The organism is Campylobacter gracilis (assembly GCF_018374135.1).
GTDB lineage: Bacteria > Campylobacterota > Campylobacteria > Campylobacterales > Campylobacteraceae > Campylobacter_B > Campylobacter_B gracilis_A.
The window spans coordinates 45498-64059 of the sequence record NZ_JAHAFS010000002.1 but is presented as its reverse complement, the minus strand read 5'-3'; the positions used below and the strand labels follow the sequence as shown (position 1 = coordinate 64059).

19 protein-coding genes are annotated in these 18562 nt (G+C 50.0%); 4 read left to right on the top strand and 15 right to left on the bottom strand.

The features are described 5' to 3' along the window. The first annotated feature begins 110 nt into the window (after nt 1-110). Nucleotides 111-929: a hypothetical protein gene (locus KH703_RS01425; RefSeq protein WP_304293493.1), complete on the top strand. Its 819-nt coding sequence runs from the start codon at nt 111-113 to the stop codon at nt 927-929. A 253-nt stretch (nt 930-1182) separates the two neighbouring features. On the opposite strand, the gene KH703_RS01420 is transcribed toward KH703_RS01425, so the two are convergent. The 8 genes from KH703_RS01420 to KH703_RS01385 form a co-directional block, all read right to left on the bottom strand. Continuing rightward, the gene (locus tag KH703_RS01420) at nt 1183-2274 is read right to left on the bottom strand and encodes an ABC transporter permease (RefSeq protein ID WP_304293491.1); all 1092 of its coding nucleotides are present in this window, start codon (nt 2272-2274) and stop codon (nt 1183-1185) included. Continuing rightward, nucleotides 2271-3596, bottom strand: coding sequence for a hypothetical protein (locus KH703_RS01415; protein WP_304293489.1), 1326 nt, complete (start codon nt 3594-3596; stop codon nt 2271-2273). Before KH703_RS01415 ends, KH703_RS01420 begins: the two co-directional genes overlap by 4 nt. Next, entirely contained in the window at nt 3593-5203 is a 1611-nt protein-coding gene (locus tag KH703_RS01410) for an ABC transporter permease (protein WP_304293487.1), read from the bottom strand. The genes KH703_RS01415 and KH703_RS01410 overlap by 4 nt, the downstream gene beginning before the upstream one ends. Next, complete coding sequence (locus tag KH703_RS01405) at nt 5200-5922, bottom strand: hypothetical protein (RefSeq protein ID WP_304293485.1); 723 nt, start codon at nt 5920-5922, stop codon at nt 5200-5202. The genes KH703_RS01410 and KH703_RS01405 overlap by 4 nt, the downstream gene beginning before the upstream one ends. Next, nucleotides 5909-7789 (bottom strand): ATP-binding cassette domain-containing protein, encoded by a 1881-nt coding sequence (locus tag KH703_RS01400; RefSeq protein ID WP_304293483.1) that lies wholly within the window; start codon nt 7787-7789, stop codon nt 5909-5911. The genes KH703_RS01405 and KH703_RS01400 overlap by 14 nt, the downstream gene beginning before the upstream one ends. Nucleotides 7790-8566: 777 nt before the next feature. Beyond that, nucleotides 8567-8758, bottom strand: a complete 192-nt coding sequence (locus KH703_RS01395; RefSeq protein WP_304293481.1) for a hypothetical protein — start codon at nt 8756-8758, stop codon at nt 8567-8569. Between the two features lie 227 nt (nt 8759-8985). Then, a complete protein-coding gene (locus KH703_RS01390; protein WP_304293479.1) occupies nt 8986-9951 on the bottom strand; it encodes an HlyD family efflux transporter periplasmic adaptor subunit in 966 nt (321 codons plus the stop codon). Between the two features lie 680 nt (nt 9952-10631). Further along, complete coding sequence (locus KH703_RS01385; RefSeq protein WP_304293477.1) at nt 10632-11114, bottom strand: flavodoxin domain-containing protein; 483 nt, start codon at nt 11112-11114, stop codon at nt 10632-10634. Nucleotides 11115-11326: 212 nt separating this feature from the next. Here KH703_RS01385 and KH703_RS01380 point away from each other — a divergent pair, with 212 nt between their 5' ends. The 3 genes from KH703_RS01380 to KH703_RS01370 all read left to right on the top strand — a co-directional run bounded on the left by KH703_RS01380 (nt 11327) and on the right by KH703_RS01370 (nt 13164). Continuing rightward, the gene (locus KH703_RS01380; RefSeq protein ID WP_304293476.1) at nt 11327-11824 is read left to right on the top strand and encodes a hypothetical protein; all 498 of its coding nucleotides are present in this window, start codon (nt 11327-11329) and stop codon (nt 11822-11824) included. Nucleotides 11825-12094: 270 nt separating this feature from the next. Next, nucleotides 12095-12610, top strand: a complete 516-nt coding sequence (locus KH703_RS01375) for a hypothetical protein (protein WP_304293475.1) — start codon at nt 12095-12097, stop codon at nt 12608-12610. A 104-nt stretch (nt 12611-12714) separates the two neighbouring features. After that, nucleotides 12715-13164 (top strand): hypothetical protein, encoded by a 450-nt coding sequence (locus tag KH703_RS01370; protein WP_304293473.1) that lies wholly within the window; start codon nt 12715-12717, stop codon nt 13162-13164. Between the two features lie 115 nt (nt 13165-13279). Here KH703_RS01370 and KH703_RS01365 read toward each other — a convergent pair whose 3' ends face one another. The 7 genes from KH703_RS01365 to mltG form a co-directional block, all read right to left on the bottom strand. After that, on the bottom strand, nt 13280-13834 hold the full coding sequence (locus tag KH703_RS01365; RefSeq protein WP_304293471.1) for a 2-oxoacid:acceptor oxidoreductase family protein: 555 nt from the start codon (nt 13832-13834) through the stop codon (nt 13280-13282). Further along, a complete protein-coding gene (locus KH703_RS01360) occupies nt 13831-14676 on the bottom strand; it encodes a 2-oxoglutarate ferredoxin oxidoreductase subunit beta (RefSeq protein WP_304293470.1) in 846 nt (281 codons plus the stop codon). The genes KH703_RS01365 and KH703_RS01360 overlap by 4 nt, the downstream gene beginning before the upstream one ends. Then, nucleotides 14677-15798: a 2-oxoglutarate synthase subunit alpha gene (locus KH703_RS01355; RefSeq protein WP_304293467.1), complete on the bottom strand. Its 1122-nt coding sequence runs from the start codon at nt 15796-15798 to the stop codon at nt 14677-14679. Then, nucleotides 15798-16109 carry a 4Fe-4S binding protein gene (locus KH703_RS01350; protein ID WP_177388316.1) on the bottom strand — a complete coding sequence of 104 codons (312 nt, stop codon included), beginning with the start codon at nt 16107-16109 and terminating at the stop codon, nt 15798-15800. The genes KH703_RS01355 and KH703_RS01350 overlap by 1 nt, the downstream gene beginning before the upstream one ends. Nucleotides 16110-16265: 156 nt before the next feature. Beyond that, complete coding sequence (locus tag KH703_RS01345; protein ID WP_304293465.1) at nt 16266-16436, bottom strand: hypothetical protein; 171 nt, start codon at nt 16434-16436, stop codon at nt 16266-16268. Nucleotides 16437-16509: 73 nt separating this feature from the next. Continuing rightward, nucleotides 16510-17391: a malate dehydrogenase gene (locus tag KH703_RS01340; RefSeq protein ID WP_304293464.1), complete on the bottom strand. Its 882-nt coding sequence runs from the start codon at nt 17389-17391 to the stop codon at nt 16510-16512. A gap of 108 nt (nt 17392-17499) precedes the next feature. Next, nucleotides 17500-18450 (bottom strand): endolytic transglycosylase MltG, encoded by a 951-nt coding sequence (mltG, locus tag KH703_RS01335; RefSeq protein ID WP_304293462.1) that lies wholly within the window; start codon nt 18448-18450, stop codon nt 17500-17502. Nucleotides 18451-18562 lie beyond the last annotated feature (112 nt).

Below are 18562 nucleotides of genomic sequence, written 5' to 3'. Positions count from 1 at the left end.
CTTTTGCAAGTCTAAACCGCAACATCCAAGCCGCGCCATCCGGCACAGCGTCGCCGCACGCAGCAAAGCCACAAGATAGCGCGTAAATTTAGAAAATTCAAAGGATAAAAATGAAAGAAATTTCAAAGCAAGATCTGCTTCGCAAGGCGAAATTCCGCGGAGTTTTAGGCGCCGTGATTCTGCTAGGCATCGGCGTAAGCGGCACGGTGGGCGTAAACAGCATAGACGAGGACGGGGTCGCGATTTTTAGAGTTTTAGCGCTACTAGCAACGCTAGCGATATTTTACGACTGCTTCGTTTGCCTAGAAAAGGCGCTAGGCGTGCGCTTCGTTAATACCTATAGGCTGATAGAAAGTATCCCGATCGTCGCGATTTTGTGCTACTGCGCCATGATAGTAGCGCTAAAAGAGGGCGCGATGCTCGATCTGCTCTACACCCTGCTCTACGTCCTTTCGACGTGCGCGGCGGTGATAATCTGGGGCGTATTAAACTGCCGCCTAGCCACACTTAGCGGCGTAGATTTATTTAAAATCTACGGCATAGCAGTGTCCATGGCGTGGCTCTGCGAAGCGGTATTGGGCGCGCTAGCTAAAATAGGCGTAATCCTCGCGCTGCCGTATCTAATCGCAGCGTCGCTAGTAACGGCGTTTTCGGGGATTTTTCTAATCATAGCATGGATAAAATTCAACCCCACAAGGTTATGCGGCGCGGAAAATTCTAGCGAGCTTGACGGCGCCAAGCTAGGTGCGGACGGCGAAAAACTGAGCATTTACAGCAAACTCGCTGCTTTTAAGAAATCGGATGCGGACGATGCGAAAAAGCCCGCTTCCAAGGCGAGCGCAGATACCGCAAATATGCCTGCTTCAGCAGTGAGCACAGATGATACGACCGCCGCAAGACGCCCGGGCAACCCCGGATTTAAATTCTAACTCTACTCGCAAAACGGAATTTCGCAAAATTTTTAAAATTTAAGGCGCGAAATTTTATCGCGACGAGCGGCGTATCTGGCGAAAACACGGGATTTTGATTTAATTTTATCCGCTACGAACGCGCAAAATTTAGGGCAAAATTCCAAGCCGAAATTCCGCGATCAATTTAAAATTTTGAGCAGAAGTTCACGACGAAGCAAAATCCAAGCCAAAATTCCAGCTGAAATTCTAACTAAAATTCCGATCTAGATCCCTAATCCAGCTTATTTCTAAAAAGCGACGCCGCAAAGCTCAACGTGCCTACGCCGATCAGCAGCAGCGGCACGATGAGATGCCACAGCTCGCCTAGGCCCGCGCCCTCCAGATAGATCCGCCACATGCAGTTGTTGGCATAATACATCGGATCGAGGTGCGCGATGTAGTAAAACCACCGCGGCATCGCGTCCGCAGGTGTTATCAGCCCGCTTATCATAATGCACGGCAGCAGGAACAAAAATGAGCTCACGACCGATTGTAGCGAGGTTTTGCAAACGGTCGAGATCACGAGACCGATGCCTACGTTGCAGGCGCTAAAGATCGCGATGATCGCAAAAAGATCCGCAAAGCGCCCTCGAAACGGAATTTCGAAGTAAAATACGCAGATCAAAAACAGCGCAAGCCCCTGCGCGATCGCGATCAGCACGGGCGGCACTGCTTTGCCGATTAGCATCTCAAGCGGGTTTGCAGGCGTCATCAGCATCATATCAAAGCTGCCCTCCTCGCGCTCGCGAGAGACGCTAAACGCCGATAGCATCAGCACCTGAATCATCGAAAGCCCCAAAATCATCCCCGTCATGATCGTGTAGCGCGTGATCGTGTTTTCGTTAAAAACATAGCGCGGATTTATGCTGATTAAATTGACGAAATGCTGTGCGTTGTATTCCCCAGCTATGGCTTGCACGAAGCCGATGACGGTGTTTGCCAAGGTCGTATTGCGCGAATCGGCGATGATTAAAATCTCGTGCGTGTCCTTAAAATCGCTACCGAAATAGATCCCGATCAGCGCCTCGCCCTCGCCCACCGCGCGGCGCAGGCACTCTAGGTCTTTGCAGCCAAGACCTGTTTTAAACATTGGCGTAGCGGCGATTTGCTGCACCAGCGCGGTGGATGTCGCATCGCGTGCGTCATCCAAAATCGCGTAGTGCACCTGCTTGGGCGTGAAATTCGCGCCGTAGCCGAATAAGATCGCCTGCACCAACACCGGCACGATCAGCACCATGCGCGTGCCCTTGTCGCGAAACATCGCCAAAAATTCCTTCTTAATAAGCGCGCGAATTCGAAGCAGGGATTTTCGCAGAGCGTTCATCGCACGCCCCTTTTAAATTTAGCGGCATCTTTAAATTTAACGCCATTTTCAAATTTAGCTGCGCGAGCTTGCGGCGCAGAATTTAAAGTGAAATTTAAACGTATCGCAGGCATAGGTTTAAATTTGCGCGGCTCGGATTTAGATTTGCACGGCACGAGTTTGAATTTGCGCCGTGCGAGCGTAAATTTTAAAATTTCAGATCTATTGCGCGGCACCTCAGGCGTAAATTTTAAAAGCGCAAGTTTAAACCTGCACGGCGACAAGGAGCTAGAATTTAAAGGCTTTGCCGCTTGCTTTTGCGGCTCGAAGCGGCGTTTTAAGCGCTCTGCGGCGCTAAATTTTAAAATTTTAAACCCGCGCCCAACCGCCGCTTGCAAGCCCAAGCGTCTCGCGCCTAGAAATTTTAAAAATTTCATCGTATGCCTCTTTGGGGCGCAAAATTTCATTTTTTTCACTCCCTGTGAAAGCAAAGCATTCGTCGCTCGCTCTACTTCACAGCGCGAAATTTTACCGCTTGCGGCTCGAATCAAAGCGGGGTACTTATGCAAGCAAACGGCGTAAATTTCGCTACGCCACGCTTCGTAGTTACGCCGTGTAACCGCGCTGCAAAGCTGCATCACAAAACACGATTTAAAATTTAAAAGCGCGCCCGTGAGGTCAAATTTGCTAAAATTTTCCGCGCGCCCTACTTCGGCTTTATCTGCGCTCGGCAAAACACGACTCGGAGTGCGCGGCGGCTCGCAAATAAGCTTTAAAATTTTAAATCCACGCTGCGATATAAAATTTTGCGCTGTGTCCGCAAGACGCGCTGAAGTGCGCGTAAATTTTAAAATTCCAAATCTGTGCTGCGATATGAAATTTTGCACGGCGTTCGCGGGGCGTGTTATAGCACGCATGAACTTTAAAAATCCCATCCGTGTGCCCCCTCTCGTGGCTACGTCGTAAGATCGCGCCGCCGAAGCTTGTTTCATTAAAATTCCAAACCGATTGCACGGCATAGGCGCAAATTTTAAAAATTCCGCCGCTTGCTTTTGCGGTTCGAAGCGGCTTTTTAAGTGCTCTGCGGCGTTAAATTTTAAAATTTCAGATTCACGCTCCGACGCCGCTTGCAAACCGAAGCGCCTAGCGCCGATAAATTTTAAAATTTCAAGCCCGCGCTCCGCTCGCTTGCAAAAAAATTCTAAAATTTTCATCGCGTCCTCTCTTTTGGCGGCGTGAAATTCCGCCATCGATGCCTCGGGCGAAAGCGGAACATTAATTGCGCCGATTTTTGCGGCGCGAAATTTCTCCGCGCAAGCGCAGAGCAAAAATAAAATTTTCATCGTGCGCCCCTTTTTACGCTAAGCACGCACAAGCCGAAAAATAAAACCGCTCCGAGCGCCTGAATGGCGAGGTTCGCCCACAGCGTCGCGCTCTGTCCGCCCGATAGAAAGCAGATGCGAAAGGATTCGACCGCGTATGTGGGCGGCAGTAGGTGCCCGATGAAATTGATTGCCGCGGGCAGTCCGCGTAGATCAAATATCATGCCGCTAAGCAGCGTCACGGGCAGGTAGCCGATGACGATGGCGTATTCCTGCGCTAGGAATTGATTTTTGCAGATCGCCGAGATCAGCATGCCTAGGCAGGTCATTTCCAGCACGAAGACGCAAAGCGTCGCCAGTAGCATCGCTACGCTGCCGCGGATCGGGATGCCCAAAAGCGCCTGCCCGTAAACGAGCGTCATCGCGCTGCCCAAAAGCGCTAGGAAATAATACGCGCCGACCTTGGCAGTGACGATCTCAAGCGCGCTTGCGTTGGAGTTGTAAAGCGAGGCGATCGTGCCGCGGTCCCATTCGCGCGAGATCACGACCGCGACCATAAATAGGCAAATGAGCCCCAAAATCCCCACGTACTCGGCGGATACGAGATACCACGTCGATTCGTTGGCTTCGTTGAACCAGCTGCGATAATTCACGCTGACGGGCCTTGCCGCGGTGTTTAAATTTGCGTTTAAAAAGCCGTAATCTTGCGCCAAAACCTGCTCGATTACGCCTGCAACGTAAACGTAGCTAAGAAGCGCGAGCTGCGACTGCGTGGCGTTTTGAATAAGAAAAATTTCGGCGCCGTCTTTATCTGAGTTGCTCGCACCGCCTGCACTACTTGAGCCGCCGCCGTTATTTGCAGCGCTGCTTACACCACCCGCGCCGTTAGCGGAGGGGCTCGCATTGACGCCGCCGCTCGTATTTTGAAGATAGTCCGCTTCGCCGATAAAACCAGCATTCGTATCGCCCACGCCGCCGATTAAATTTACGCTGTCTTGATTTGCGCTCACGTTGCCTGCGCTACCGCCGGAATCTACTCCACTGCCGCCGCCAAAAGAATTTGCACTGCCACCCGTTTTCGCGCCGTTGCCGTACGAACTATCGCCGCTTGCGCCGCCCACGGAGGCGTTTATGCCGCTTTCCGTGCCGGCGTCTGCGCCTCTGTCCTCAAGCGGACGGACATTTTCGCCGCCGCCCGTACTTTGAATATCGCTTGCGCCGCCCGCGAAGGAGCTTTCGTCGATAGATAGGTTTAAATTTATGCCGCCGCCCGTGCCGCCGAGCCCACTCAAGGTGTTTTGAAATTTAGCCGCAAAGCGCGGATCAAAATATAAAATGCTCTCGATCTCGTGCGCCCTAAAATCCCTCCTCGCGCTCTCTAAGTCCGTGTAAACGCGGGTTTGCAGGTATTTTGAGCCCAAAAATCCGCCGAGCAGATCACGCTCAATTTTGGAGCCCAGATCGCTTACGAAGCCCACCTTGACGGGCTTTATATCCATTCGCATCGCGTATCCGTAGATCACGACCAAAATTAGCGGCATCAAAAACGCGATCACGAGCGCCGATCGGTCCTTTGCGATCTGCGCAAACTCCTTTTTTATGAGGATTTTTAAAAAGGTAAAATTCATCCGCCCTGCCCCCGTGCTCGGATTTTGCAGTGCTCCGCCGCTCGCGGCGAGCCCCCGAATTTCAATCGCGCAAGTGCGGCAACCGAGATTTGAAATTTTAACGGCACAGACGGACTGCCCGCGCCCATTTTGCTCATCGCGCTCTGAAATTTTAAACGCGCGAGCACATACGGCGAACTTTGAAATTTTAAACAGTTGCGCAGCACGGCCTCGCTGCTAGATTTTTGGCGCAAAAGCCCCGCGACGGCGGAAGATCCGCGATGAAATTCTTGCATCGTGGTTTTAAATTTACAAGCTACTCGCAGACTGACCGCCATTTTAAATTTGCGATCTGTTTGCAGAGTGGTAGCATTTTTAAATTTATAATCCGTTTGCGAGCCGCTCGCACTTTGAAATTTACGGCGCAGACGAGGCGAGCTCGCTTCACCGCGGAGCTCGCGCAATATCCATCTACAAAATCCGCGCCGTATCCCGCCGCGCGATATTTCATTTAAAATTCCGCTGCCGCTTGAAATTTCGCAATCTCTTAAAATTTCACTGCCATTTAAAATTTTACTATCGCTCCAAATTTCGCCGCCGTTTAAAATTTCATCGCCCCGCAAGAGCTTTTCGCCGCTTAAAATTTTATCGCGCGGGCGCGCTGGTTTTCGCCAAGTCCGAATAAAATTCAGATCAAAAATCCTCGCAGCTCGCGCAAAATTCAGATCAAAAGCCTTCATCGCCCGCCTCGCTTCTAAATTTTTGCACCTCGTTTATGAAGGCCTGCTGCACGCTAAGCCGCCGCCCGCGCTGCACACAGACCTCGTCGGGGCTACCTAGCGCCAGGATTTTGCCGCGATCTTGGATCAAAAACCGATCGCAATACTCCGCCTCCTCCATAAAATGCGTCGTCACGACCACGCTCACGCCGGTGCGCGCCAGCGCGTTTATGCGGTTCCAAAAGAGCCTGCGCGAGAGCGGATCGGCGCCGCTGGTGGCCTCGTCGAGAAATAAAATCTCGGGGCGGTGGATGAGCGCGCACGCCATGCTGAGGTTGCGCCCCGCGCCGAACGGCAGGTTTTGCCACGTCTCGTTTCGCAGCCGCTGCAAGCCAAACTCGCTCAAAAGCTCTTCTATGCGCCGTTTCAGCGCCATGCCGCCGATGCCGTAGCTGCGGCCGAAATACTCTAAATTTTGATAGCAGCTTAGCTTTTTGTAAAGCGAAAATTTCTGCGAGACATAGCCGATGCGCGATCTGATCGATGATTTGGCGTAGCGCAGATCCTCGCCCATGACCGAGATCTCGCCCCCGCTCATCCCCAAAAGCGCGCAGATCATACGAAAGGTCGTCGTCTTACCCGCGCCGTTTGGGCCCAGAAGGCCGAAAATCTCGCCCTTTTTGACCTCGAAACTCGTATTTTCCACGGCGGTGAATGAGCCGAATTTTTTACTCACGTCGCGCACTTTGATGACGGTTTGAGCCGCATCGAAGCTCCTTTTTTCGCAGCCGAAGTTCGCCGCGCCGATCTCCGCTTTGTTTAGAAAAATATACGCATCCTCTAGGCTCGCCTCGCGCGGACTGAGTTTAAATTTCGCGCTTTCGTTTTCGCTAAATTTAACGCCCTCGTTTTCGTTTGAAATTTTAAAATTTTCGCCGCGCCCGTTTTCGGGATCCATGTCTTTGTCGCACCCGTTTTCGCGCTCTGTATTTTCGCCATCACCCTCTAGGCTTGCGTTTAAAAACTCCTGCAGATCGCGCAGGCTTATCGGCTCCTCACTTAGCAGATCGACGCTGCCGTCTCTGGGGCAAATGTCGATGAGCGGGGAGTTTTTTAAAAATCTTTGCGTCTTAAACATCAAGCGGCGCGCCAGGCTCTGATAATCCTCGCTGCATATGCGAAAGGTGCGGTCCCGCAGCGCCGCGGTGATCTTTGCGGCGCGCTCCTGCGCTATGATCTTGCCGCCGAGCAAAATCAGCGTCAGATCGGCATCCGCCGCCTCGTCGAAATACGCCGTCGAAAATATGCATTTCGCGCCGCTTTGATCCAGATACTCGCGCACGATCGCCCACAGCTCGCTGCGCGAGAGCGGATCGACGCCGACGGTGGGCTCATCTAGCACCAAAAGCCGCGGACGAGCCGCAATAGCGCAGGCGACGCCTAGCTTTTGTTTCATCCCGCCGGAGAGCGAATCCACGGCGTAATCTTTAAATTTTAAAAGCCCCACGCGGCGCAAAAGCCCGCGCAGATACTCCTCGCCGTCTTTTAGATCTAGCCCTTTTAGGCCTGCGAAGATGTTTAAATTTTGCCAGACGCTAAGCTCCTCGTAAAGCCCCAAGCTCTGCGACATATAGCCGTTTGCGCGGACGAATTCTTTATTTTCGCCGCTAGGGGTGAAACCTGCGAATTTTATCTCGCCGCAATCGGGCGCGATGATGCCACAGATGAGCTTTAAAAGCGTGGATTTGCCCGCGCCGTCGGGGCCCGTGAGGCTGATGAGCCGCGGTGCATCGCCAATTCGCAGATCAAAATTTTCAAAAACGACGTTTTTGCTGCGATCCTCTCGCAGGTAAAATTTCTTTAAATTTACGATATTTAGTAGATCCAAGCTTAGCTCCAAATTTTATTTACTCGCCCCGTCGCTTGGCGCGACGAACGAGACCTACACATGCCTAAACGCGGCGCTTTGTCGCGACGCCTTGCTTCTGTAGCCGCCGAGACATCGTGGTTTTGCGGCTGCTACGGCGTCTTAGTTTTGTGACCGCCGCGGCATCTCGGTTTTACAACCGCCGCGCGCTTTAAATTTAGCAACGCGCATCGAACAATTTCGCCCAAACCTCGCATAAATTCGACGCAACTTACCGCAAGCGCGCGAAACCAAGCCCTATCACGCCGGGGTGCCCTGCAAGTCGCCGCTCGAATTTTGCGTGCCCGCACGAACGGCGCGATTTTTACATGACGCGGTCCGCGAGCACCCCGTGATAAATTTGCTTCAAAACGCAAACGAAAGCAAGTTTTGACACCTGGCGACCTATGATCGCCGAGCTCTCTACCTGCACCGTGCCTCTTATGATGACATTTTATCGCAGCCGCGCCTTTTAGCGTGAAATTTTACCGCCACCATGCCCTTTGGCGAAATTTTACCTAATCTCGGTTTTCCTTAGCATGGTACCGACTTCAGCTACCGCGTCCTTTGGGGTAAAATTTCACTTCCGTCCGCAATCGGTATTTTATCGTGCCGTTTGTTTCGTGATGAATTTTACTGCCGTCCACGCTCGGTTCAATCGTCGCTCGTTTATCGCAAAACGCCCGCTGGAAAAAAGCCCGCTGCCGTTATACCGCCCGGCTTTTACCTATTCTCCGCCGAGCTGCAAATTTTAAAATTTTACCCGCGCTGCTTTGCGCCAAAATTTCGCCAAAATTTTACTCGCCGCGCTGCAAAATTCCGATCTTTTATCCAAAGCCCCGCCGGCTCGCGCAAAACCTGCGCGATAAATTTTACGCCGCCTTTGTACGGCTTCGTTATAAGCGCGCAGCATTTTATCGCCGCCGAGACGATGTATTTTAGGCGCAGCAAAAATTTATCGCCCTGCCCTGCCGAACAGGCGCCGTTTAAATTCTACCTCGAAGTGCGCTTTTAAAATTTCATCAAACTCACGCCTTATGCACGATTCGCGCGACATTGCGTAAAATTTTGCCGGGCAGCGAGCTTGGCTATCCAAATTTCGCCCGCAGTATCCGAAGTTCCGCCCGCGCACTAAAATTACACTCGTGCATTAAAATTTCGCGTGCGCTGCTCGCCCGTTAAAATTCCACGCTGATCGGCTGTCCTAGGCGAAAGCTGCCGTCCTCGTCGCTGAAATCGGCGCGCGCCTCCCACACGAGATCGGCGCGCAGCTCCTCGGTCTGTACCGTGCGGGGCGTGTACATCGCGGTTTGGCTCACGTAGGCGATCTTTGCGCTCGAGCTAGAGCCGTCCGCGGCGATGATCCGTACGCTCTGTCCGGCGCGCAGGAAGCGGAGCTGATTTTCGCTTAGATAAAATTTCGCGCGCTTGTTTTTTACTTCGCTGAGCTCAAAAACGCCCACGCTGGGTATGCTGATGTCGCCAAGCTCCTTAAGGCGCGCTCTAATCTGCCCGCTAAAGGGCGCTTTTAGCACGCTTTGCGTCTCGATTTGGTAATTCAGATATTTCAGATTTTCCTCGCAGCTTGCCAAATTTGCGCGGGCGGCGCCGACATCCTCACCGCGGTAGCCGCTTTGAAGCTGGCGTAGATTGGCCTGGGCGCTTTGCAGCTGGGCTTGCGTGCGCTTCATCGAGTAAAACGCCTCGTCGATCTGCTGTTTGGACGCGGAGTTGCTTTTGCCTAGGCTCTTGAGGCGCTCGTTCGTCAAAGTAGCGAGCTGTAGGGCGTTTTGTAGCGCGCTTACGTTCGCCGCTGCCATCTCGATCTCCTCGCTACGAAAGCCGCTTTGCAGCTTTTGCAAGTTAAATTTAAGCCCTTCGCACCTCGCGATCTGAATACGCCTTTGATAGCTCAGATCCGCCGTATCCAGAGTCGCCAAGACGTCGCCAGCCTGCACGAAATCGCCCTCGTCGCGGTAAAGCGCGCTTATGCGGCCGCTGCGCTCGAAGCTAAGCGAGCTCTGCCTGATGTCGATGATGCCGTAGGCCTTGTGCGCGACTTCTTCGCGCCTATCGAGATTGAAGTAGATCGCCGCGGCGAGAGCGGCCAGCGCAAAAACGACGAAAAATAGAAGCCTTTTCATAGATCGCCTTAAATTTTGATATGCGGTTATTATAAAATAACTTTTCTAATGCGGCGCTGATATTTGAGGCTCGGGCGGTGATTTTATAAATCGATCGCATTAAATTTGCCGCATGAATTGACCGTCACGAGCGGGCTAGATTTTGAGCTTGGGAGGATAAAATTTAGCCTATCCGCGCGATTTTAAGCGGCACGGCTTGTAAAACACAGCGACTTTCTGAGCTAAAATTTTAAAATTTTAACAAGGAGGCTCCGCTCGGAAGCGGAGCGTGGAATTTTAACGTGCGGGTGCCGCGCTAGTACTGCGGGCGGAATTTTGTCGCGAAAGCAAGATTTTAATATGAGATTGGAATTTTAATGCGCGGGCACCGCACTAGCACTGCGGGCGGAATTCATCGTTTATTGCACGAATAGTACGCAAGTTGCCGCGAACTAAATTTTATCGCGACACCTATAGCTACCTGCGGCGCGACGAGTTGGAATTTACAGCCTCCGCTAGCGATAAAATTTTACGCAGCATTAGCTGGCGACGCTTGGATGCGACGAAAATTCTAACGGCGTGGCGAGTAAAATTTAAGAGGGCTCCGCTTTCAAGCGGAGCGTGAAATTTAATGGGGAAATTTAGCGAGCTTTAGGCTCGATGAGCCCAAAGCTCGGTCGGTCACGCAAAAGCTGAAATATTTAAAACTCGCCTTTAACCGCGGCGATCCACTTATCGGCCCTTGCCTGCCAGTGCTCGTCACCCTTAAAATCGATCGTAAGACCCACGAATTTGCCGTTTATAAAGGCGCGCGAATGTTTAAATTTATAGCCCTCTGCACCCCAAGCGCCGATGATATCAGCTTTTTTAAGCACCGGTAAAAACGCGCTCATGCCGCTGCAAAAATCGCTGCCGTGGCGCTCGACGTTGCCAACGCCTATGAGCGCGACCTTGCGTCCGTCAAAATCAGTTTTGTTTAAAAGCTCCAATTTGTCGTCAAATTTGGCCTGGATCTGTCCGTCGCCGTGCGTCGAAGCCGCAAAAATAAACGCGCCGGCTCCCGCCAAATCCCCCTCATTTAGCTCTTTGGCCTCCTTTATCTCAAAGCCGAGCTTTGAAGCGATGTATTCGCTCACGACCTTCGTATCGCCGCCTTTGGTGGCGTAAACTAATAGTTTTTTCATCTTCTCTCCTTTAAAATAAGAATGATTCTAACAAAATAAGATAAATTTTGAGTGAAATAAAAATTTTATAAGGCGCCCAGATACGGCACAATGCCTTGTATCCAGCTAATTTTAAGCGGCAGCGAGCCGGTAAATTTTAACGCCGCCGCTTAACCGCTCGTATAAAAATCCATAGTATAATGCCGCCCGTAGCTCATTACAAAGGAGAAAACATGAAGAATTTTACATTATGTTTGATCGCAGCTATCGCACTTTGTGGCTGCGCGACCCCGCAGGATCGATACGGCGGAGATGTTTATGACGCGAGCGAGACGAACCACATGAGGCAAAGCGATCGGATCGAGATCGTCGATGTCCTGCCCGCCAAAATCAACGTAGAGCGCTCCGAGGGCAATACGGGTAAAATTTTAGGTGGCGTCGCGGGTGGAACTACGGGTGCGGTCATCGGGCATAAGCTCGGCAAACATAGCAGCGGCAGGCGCTTAGCTGAGACGGTGGGGCTCGTGGGCGGCGCGGTAGTGGGCGCAGTCGCCGGAGATGCGATCCAAAACTCCCAAAAGACGGTGCAAGGCTCAAATATCATCTATAAGCTAAACGGCAAGGAATACTCATCCGTGCAAGCCGATCCGCCATGCAGATTTAGACGCGGCAAGGCTCTGCTGATCCACACGGGCAGCGAAACGCGGGTGCAGCCGAACTCGGGATGCTAACAGAACTCGGTATATTAAATTTAAAGCCGCCCAAAGCTTGCGGTGAAATTTTAAAATTTAAGAGCGATGTTTTAAATTTTAAAGCGACGCTTTGAATTTCATCGCGACGTTTAAAATTTTAAAAGCGGTGTTTTAAATCCCGAAGCAGCGCGGCTTACAAAAATAGCACCGCTAAATTTAGCGAGCGATCGAAATTTTAACTCTACAAAATTTTAAGAGCCCGCTAAAATATTTTAATATATAATCGCCGCTTAAAAATAGAAGGCGGCGATGAAAAAATTCTATCTTAAAATTTGGCTACTCGCGTTTATAGCGGCATTTGCAGCGATCCCTGCTGCGGCAGCGGAAGGCTTGGATTATTTATTAAAAACCAAAGAGGAAAAAGATTTAGCGATCTCTTGCGATAGCGGCAATGGAAAATACAGCGCATGCACGAAACTCGTCGAAATTTTATCTAATAAGTGCGATAGCGGAGATTATGAAAGCTGTGGATCGCTCGGCATAGCGCTTTTCGACTCCAATAGATATGAAGACTCCGCCTCCGCTTATAAAAAAGCTTGTGAGGCCGGCGTAGTAACCTACTGCTATATGCTAAGTGCGACCGAAATACACTATGGCGGAGATGTAAATTTGGTAATTAAATATCTTGGTAAGACATGTGAAGCAGCAAATAGCCTGTTTAAAAACGAAGCGTGCAAGATAAAAGAGGAATTGGAAAAGTGCCTAAATGACAGCGAGTGCAATCCTATAAAAAAAGCAAGAATTTTGTTAAAAAGCGTAAGATGATGTTGTTTAAAAAGCCGCTTTATATATCAAAATTTTAAATAGGAGAGAAAATGCAGAAAATTAAATTTATAATTCTAGCTTTAATATTTTCAATATGCTCTAGTATGGCAAGACCCATGGATTCGAGCCTTTTCAAAACTTGGGAGGAAAAAGAGCTAAATTTAGAGTGCGATAACGGCGATGGAAAATATAGCGCATGCACAAAGCTAGTCGAAATTTTATCCAAGAAGTGCGATAGCGGAGATTACGAAAGCTGCGGATCGCTCGGCGCGGTGCTTTTGGTTACAATGGGTAGATATAAAGATTCCGTTTCAGCATTAAAGAAAGCTTGCGAGGCGGATATGATGTATTATTGCTTTTTGCTAGCAGGGAATGAAATATTTTACGGCGGAAATATACATAGAGCTATCGGATACTTTGATAAGGTCTGTTATGGAAAAAACAGCGGCAAGAAGGATTTTTCTTGCAAGATAAAGGAACAATTAGAAATTTGCTTAAGCGATAGCGAGTGCAATCCTTTAAGAAAAGCGGCAAGTATACTTGTACCAAAATAAAAATTTTAACAACGCGATAAAATTTCATCCTATGGCCGATGCACTTCGCAAAAAAGCAAGAATAAAGCCGCTAAGAATGTACCGCCCACTTCTATCGTTTCGCCACCATAAAATTTTACTCCGTCTCAAAAACCTCTCTTGCGTATTTCATCCCCAAATCATACGCCTTTTCATTTAGCGTGCGGGTCTTTTCGGGCACAGAGCGGAGCATTTGCTCTTTTACGAGCCCTGCGTCCATGCAGCGGCTAAGCTCTACTGCGATCGCTAGAGCCACGACACTTTGAGTGATGACATTTCCGACTTCGTATTTTGCGATGGTGATGATTGGAATTTCATAAATTTTAAAGCTTGCCCTATCCTCATCGCTCGGCGCTACTAAATTCGGCTCGATTACGATCACGCCGCCTTTTTTCACGCCGTTTTTGAAAGCATCATAGCTACTCTGCGCTGTTGCAAGCATGAAATCGATCTCGCCATCACTTGCGTAAGGATATAGAATTTCTTCATCGCTTAAGATAATATCCACTTTTGTAGGTCCGCCACGTACCTGAGAGGTATACGTAGATGCCTTGATTCCATAGCCGCCGTGCGCGATCTTTGCCGCAGCTAGAATTTCACCTGCCAAGATTACGCCTTGACCGCCCACTCCCACAAATCTTAATTGATTCATCTTAGTCCTTCAAAATTTATTGCTTCGCCGCTTTGTGCCGCGTCTATCACCTTTTGATACGCCTTTGTGTATTCGGTGTGCTCATTATCTTCATGTAAAACTCCAATCGGAAATAGCCCCGCTCGCTCATCCTTGCTAAGAGCGTCAAATTTAGCCTTGGAAATCGTGCGCGAATCAAGCCACTTTAGCATTTGCACTGCCTCGCTCATTTTATTTTTACGACCCAAATTTACGTGGCAGTTGCTAAAAATATCAAAAAAACTATAACCATCGTGCTCAAAGCCCTTAGCCAAAAGTCGCTCGATTTTTTCAGGATTTGTCACGCTTTCGCGTCCGACAAAAGTTGCTCCGGCAGCGATTGCAAGTTTCGCCGCATCAAAGCCGGGATCGACATTGCCGTATTGCGCCGTAACCGTCCAAAACCCACGCGGCGTCGTAGGACTCGTCTGCGAGTTTGTAAGCCCGTAGATGAAATTATTTACTAAGATATGATTTAGATCGATATTGCGGCGGCATCCATGGATCGTGTGATTGCCCCCTATCGCAAGCCCATCGCCATCGCCAGTGACTACTATGACGTGCTTACCCGGATTTGCGAGCTTGATACCCGTAGCATAAGCTATCGCACGCCCGTGCGTCGTATGGACGGTATTGCAGTCTATGTAACTCGACATCCTGCCGCTACAGCCGATACCGCTTACCACGCATACATCGTCCATACTCCAGCCTACGCGGTCAATTGCGCGGATAATCGCTTTTAAGATCACTCCGTCGCCGCAGCCCCAGCACCAAAGTGTAGGCATCTTGTCCGTCCTTAGATATTTATCGTAATCAAACGCCATTTAAAGCTCCTTTACTTTCTCGATAATCTCGCTAGGGCTGATCGGTCTGCCGTTTGCCTTAAGAAGCGTCTTAAAATCATCCCTCAAACAAGCGCGCTGCACCTCTAGCAGATACTGCCCTAAATTTAGCTCGGCGATCAAAATTTTATTAAATCTCTCCCCTAGCTCCCTTAGCTTGCGCGCTGGGCTTGGCCATAGCGTAATCGGGCGAAAAAGTCCCACACGCACGCCTTGCCCCCGTAGCTTTAAAATCGCGTCTTTTGCTGCTAAGCTAACGCTGCCGTAGGCGATGATGCAGATTTTGGCGTCATCTAGCATAAATTCCTCATATTGCACGATCTCATCTTCATGTGCCGAAATTTTATTAAAAAGCCTTTTTATAGAGCGATCTACGATCTGCTCATTTTCGGTCGGAAAGCCCTTCGCGCCGTGATGAAGCCCCGTTATGTGATAGTGGTATCCCCTAAAAAAAGGATTTAGCACCGCAGGCTTATCGGGCGCAGTATCGTAGGGCTCATAATCTTTCGGACTACCTTTAAATTCCGCCCTGCGCTCGATTTTTAGATCCGAAATTTCAGGCAGCACTGCCTTAGCCTGCATATGCCCAAGCGTCTCATCAAGCAGCAAAAATACCGGCGTCATGAACCGCTCGGCTAGATTGAAGGCGCGCACAGTCTGCGTGTAAGCCTCCTTTAGCGAGCCCGGACACAGCGCGATGCTTTGAAAATCGCCGTGAGTGGGGTTGTGAGCTTGCAAAATATCACCCTGCGCCACTCGCGTAGGAAGCCCGGTGCTAGGACCTCCGCGCATAACATTTACGATTAAAAGCGGAATTTCAGCGATGAAGCCAAGTCCAATCTGCTCTGATTTTAGCGAAATTCCAGGACCGGAGCTTGCCGTCATCGCCTTTGCACCGCTCATCGACGCGCCTAAAGCTACAGAAATGCCCGAAATTTCATCCTCCATCTGGATAAATTTGCCTCCGACCTTAGGTAGCAAGCGACTCATCTCGTGCGCGATCTCGCTGCTCGGCGTGATCGGATAGCCGCCGAAAAAATTACAGCCGCAATCAATCGCCGCACGCGCAATTAAGGCGTTGCCTGTGGAAATTACCTCTCTCATTATGCGTCCTTGGGTTTCATAAAATTATTGTTTTTGATTTTTTCAGCCATCTCTCTAGCCTGCGAGCTTAGACGAGCGAATTTAAAGCCTTTGGGCGCAACGAAAATCGCAAAATCAGGGCAGTGCAACTCGCACTCCCTACAGCCGATACAGGCGCCCTCATCCACCACGTCGATCATCATGCCTTGCACGGCGCCCTCGTCCTGTCTCATCGCGATCGCGCCGCTAGGACAGACGCTTACGCAGATGTTGCACGCCTTACAACGGCTCTCATCCGTCCAGACGGCGCGCTGGCTCTCATTTTCGCTCATATTTTCTCCTTAATTTATCAAAATCCGCACTAAATCTCGCCTCGCGATTTAAAATTTGAAATTTTGCGGCGCAAGCCTGCTTTGATCGCATTAAAGTCCTCTCGTTTTTAAATTTTACAGAGTTTAAATTTTAAAATTTTGTGGCGTTTAAAAATTTTACGTCACGCAAAATTCTGCGCCAAAGTAAAATTTTAATCTATGAAATTTTACGACGGGCAAAATTGCGCAAATTTTAAAATTCCACGGTGAATGAAATTTTACGCTGCAAAATTCCACGAGCTTAAATTTCTTGCCAAAGTGAAATTTCACGCCAGAAAATTCTATCACAAGAATCCTGCGCTTTGAAATTTTAAATCTACGAATCCCGCTTCCGCGTCGCGCCCAATTCGCTCTATATCCACTAAAACTTCAGCTCCGCTATCCGCTCACGCATCCGCTCAAGCTGCTCATAAAACTCGCCCGAGTAGGCAAAATTTCTCTCTATCGCGCCCATTTTGCCGACGCTTGCGAAGCGTCCCAAAGGCACTCCCGATCTATCCGCGACGCAGCAGGCGAGCGTGCCGCAGGTGTCAAGAAGAATGTATTTTATGATCTTTACGATCCCAGCAGCGGGCGCCAAATACGCCGACGTGCCCAGCAGCTCGCCGATCTGCGCGCCAGCGCATTTGGTATTTTGTACCGCACGATCAAAAATTTCATCCGAAATTTCAAATCCCAGCTCGTTTTTAAGCGCGATCATCTCTTCGCTATGCGGACCCACGATGGCGCTTCTCATCGATGAAATTTCCTTGCCGCTCGCTCGCGCGAGTTCAAATTTAAGCCGCGCGCCGTCTAGCTCACCCGCCATGCCGATGACGCGCTCTTTTGCAAACCCGCTAGCCTGCAGCGCCGCATAAACCATCATATCAAGCGGATTGGTAACGACGACGATGATAGAGTTAGGCGCGTATTTCGCGGCATCTCGCGCGCATTGCGCGATGATGGCGGCGTTGTTGCCAAACAGCTCCTCCCTGCTCTGCCCCGCCTTTCTTGCGCGCCCCGCCGTGATCACGACGATGCCTGCGTCCGCTATGTCGCCGGGCTCCGTGCTGCCGCTTATGCGCAGGTCTCGCTCGTAAACCGCCGCTGTATGGGCAAGATCGAGTGCCTTGCCGCTCGCGATCCTCTCTACCGCATCCACAAGCGCGATGTTATCTAACTTTTGGCTTAAAGAATCGCTTACGATAAGATCGTTTGCTACCGCTGCGCCGATGTTTCCCGCGCCAAATATCGCTATTTTCATTGTTATCTCCTAAATATCAGCCCGCATTTTTATAACTGCGGGAGTTTAAATTTTAAAATTTAAAGACGAAACCTCATTTAAAATTTAATGCCGAAGCGACCTTAAATTTTACCTTTGCGCCTTTACGTTACGCTCGTGCTCTGCCTGCGTGCGCGCAAAATCGTGAAGCCCCGTTTTTTTATTTCGCATAAAATAGAGGTATTCGCTCTTTGCGGGCGCGAAAACGGCGCGTATCGCATCGCGAGAGACCACGCACACGGGCTCTTTGGGAAGTCCGTCGTTTAGGTAGGTGTTGTAGTGGCTGGTGTCGGTGCGGATGCGCTGCGGAGTGATCTTGACGTGCGAAAACTCGCCGTAATTTAGCGTGCCGTCCATCTGAAGGCGCATATTTTTGGCTAAGCGGTTGTCGATGACGGAGGCTACAAGGGGCATCTCATCTGCGTTTGCGGCCTCTTTTTGAATTACGGAGGCCTTGATCAGCACCTGCTTCCACGCCGTGGCGTTATAGTCGCCGCTAAGCTCGCGCGATAATCCTTCGTGGAATTTTTGCGCAGTTGAAACGAGGTGGTCGATGATATTTTTTTCGCTTTCGTTTTTGCCTATTTTATAGGTTTCAGGCACCAGAAAGCCCTCGTAAAACGGCGCCGTAGCGTTATATTCACGCTCAAGCTCGCTAAAGCTTAGCCCGCGATCTTTCGCAAGCTGTTTTAAAAACACGATCGTAGTTTCTCCCGGGATCAGCTTGATCTCGTTCATCACGGGCTTTGCAACGCTTAGCTCATACAAAAATTGATATTTGGGCAAATTTTCGCCGCCAAGCTCCAGCTCGCCGGTTTTTGCGCCGCCGTAAAAAGAAAGCAGTCTCGCGTCAAATTTCGTAAATTTAGGATAGCTCTTTGAGAGTTGCGATAAAATCTTCGTTGAGCTGCCCTGGCCTATCTGCACGGTTTTCGCGTTGCCGACGCGCTCGTGTAGATCAAAGCCCACGGCCAAAAGAAAGATAGCCGCAAGCTCGATACAAATGCACGCCGCTTTGATGAGCTTTATAAAGAATTTCATGCATTCCTTTCAAAATTTAGCTGAAATTATAGGCAAATAAGCCAAAATTTTGAATAAATTTCATATTATAAGCGCAGTTTTTCGGCACGCCCGATTTGGTTTTGAGTGTAGC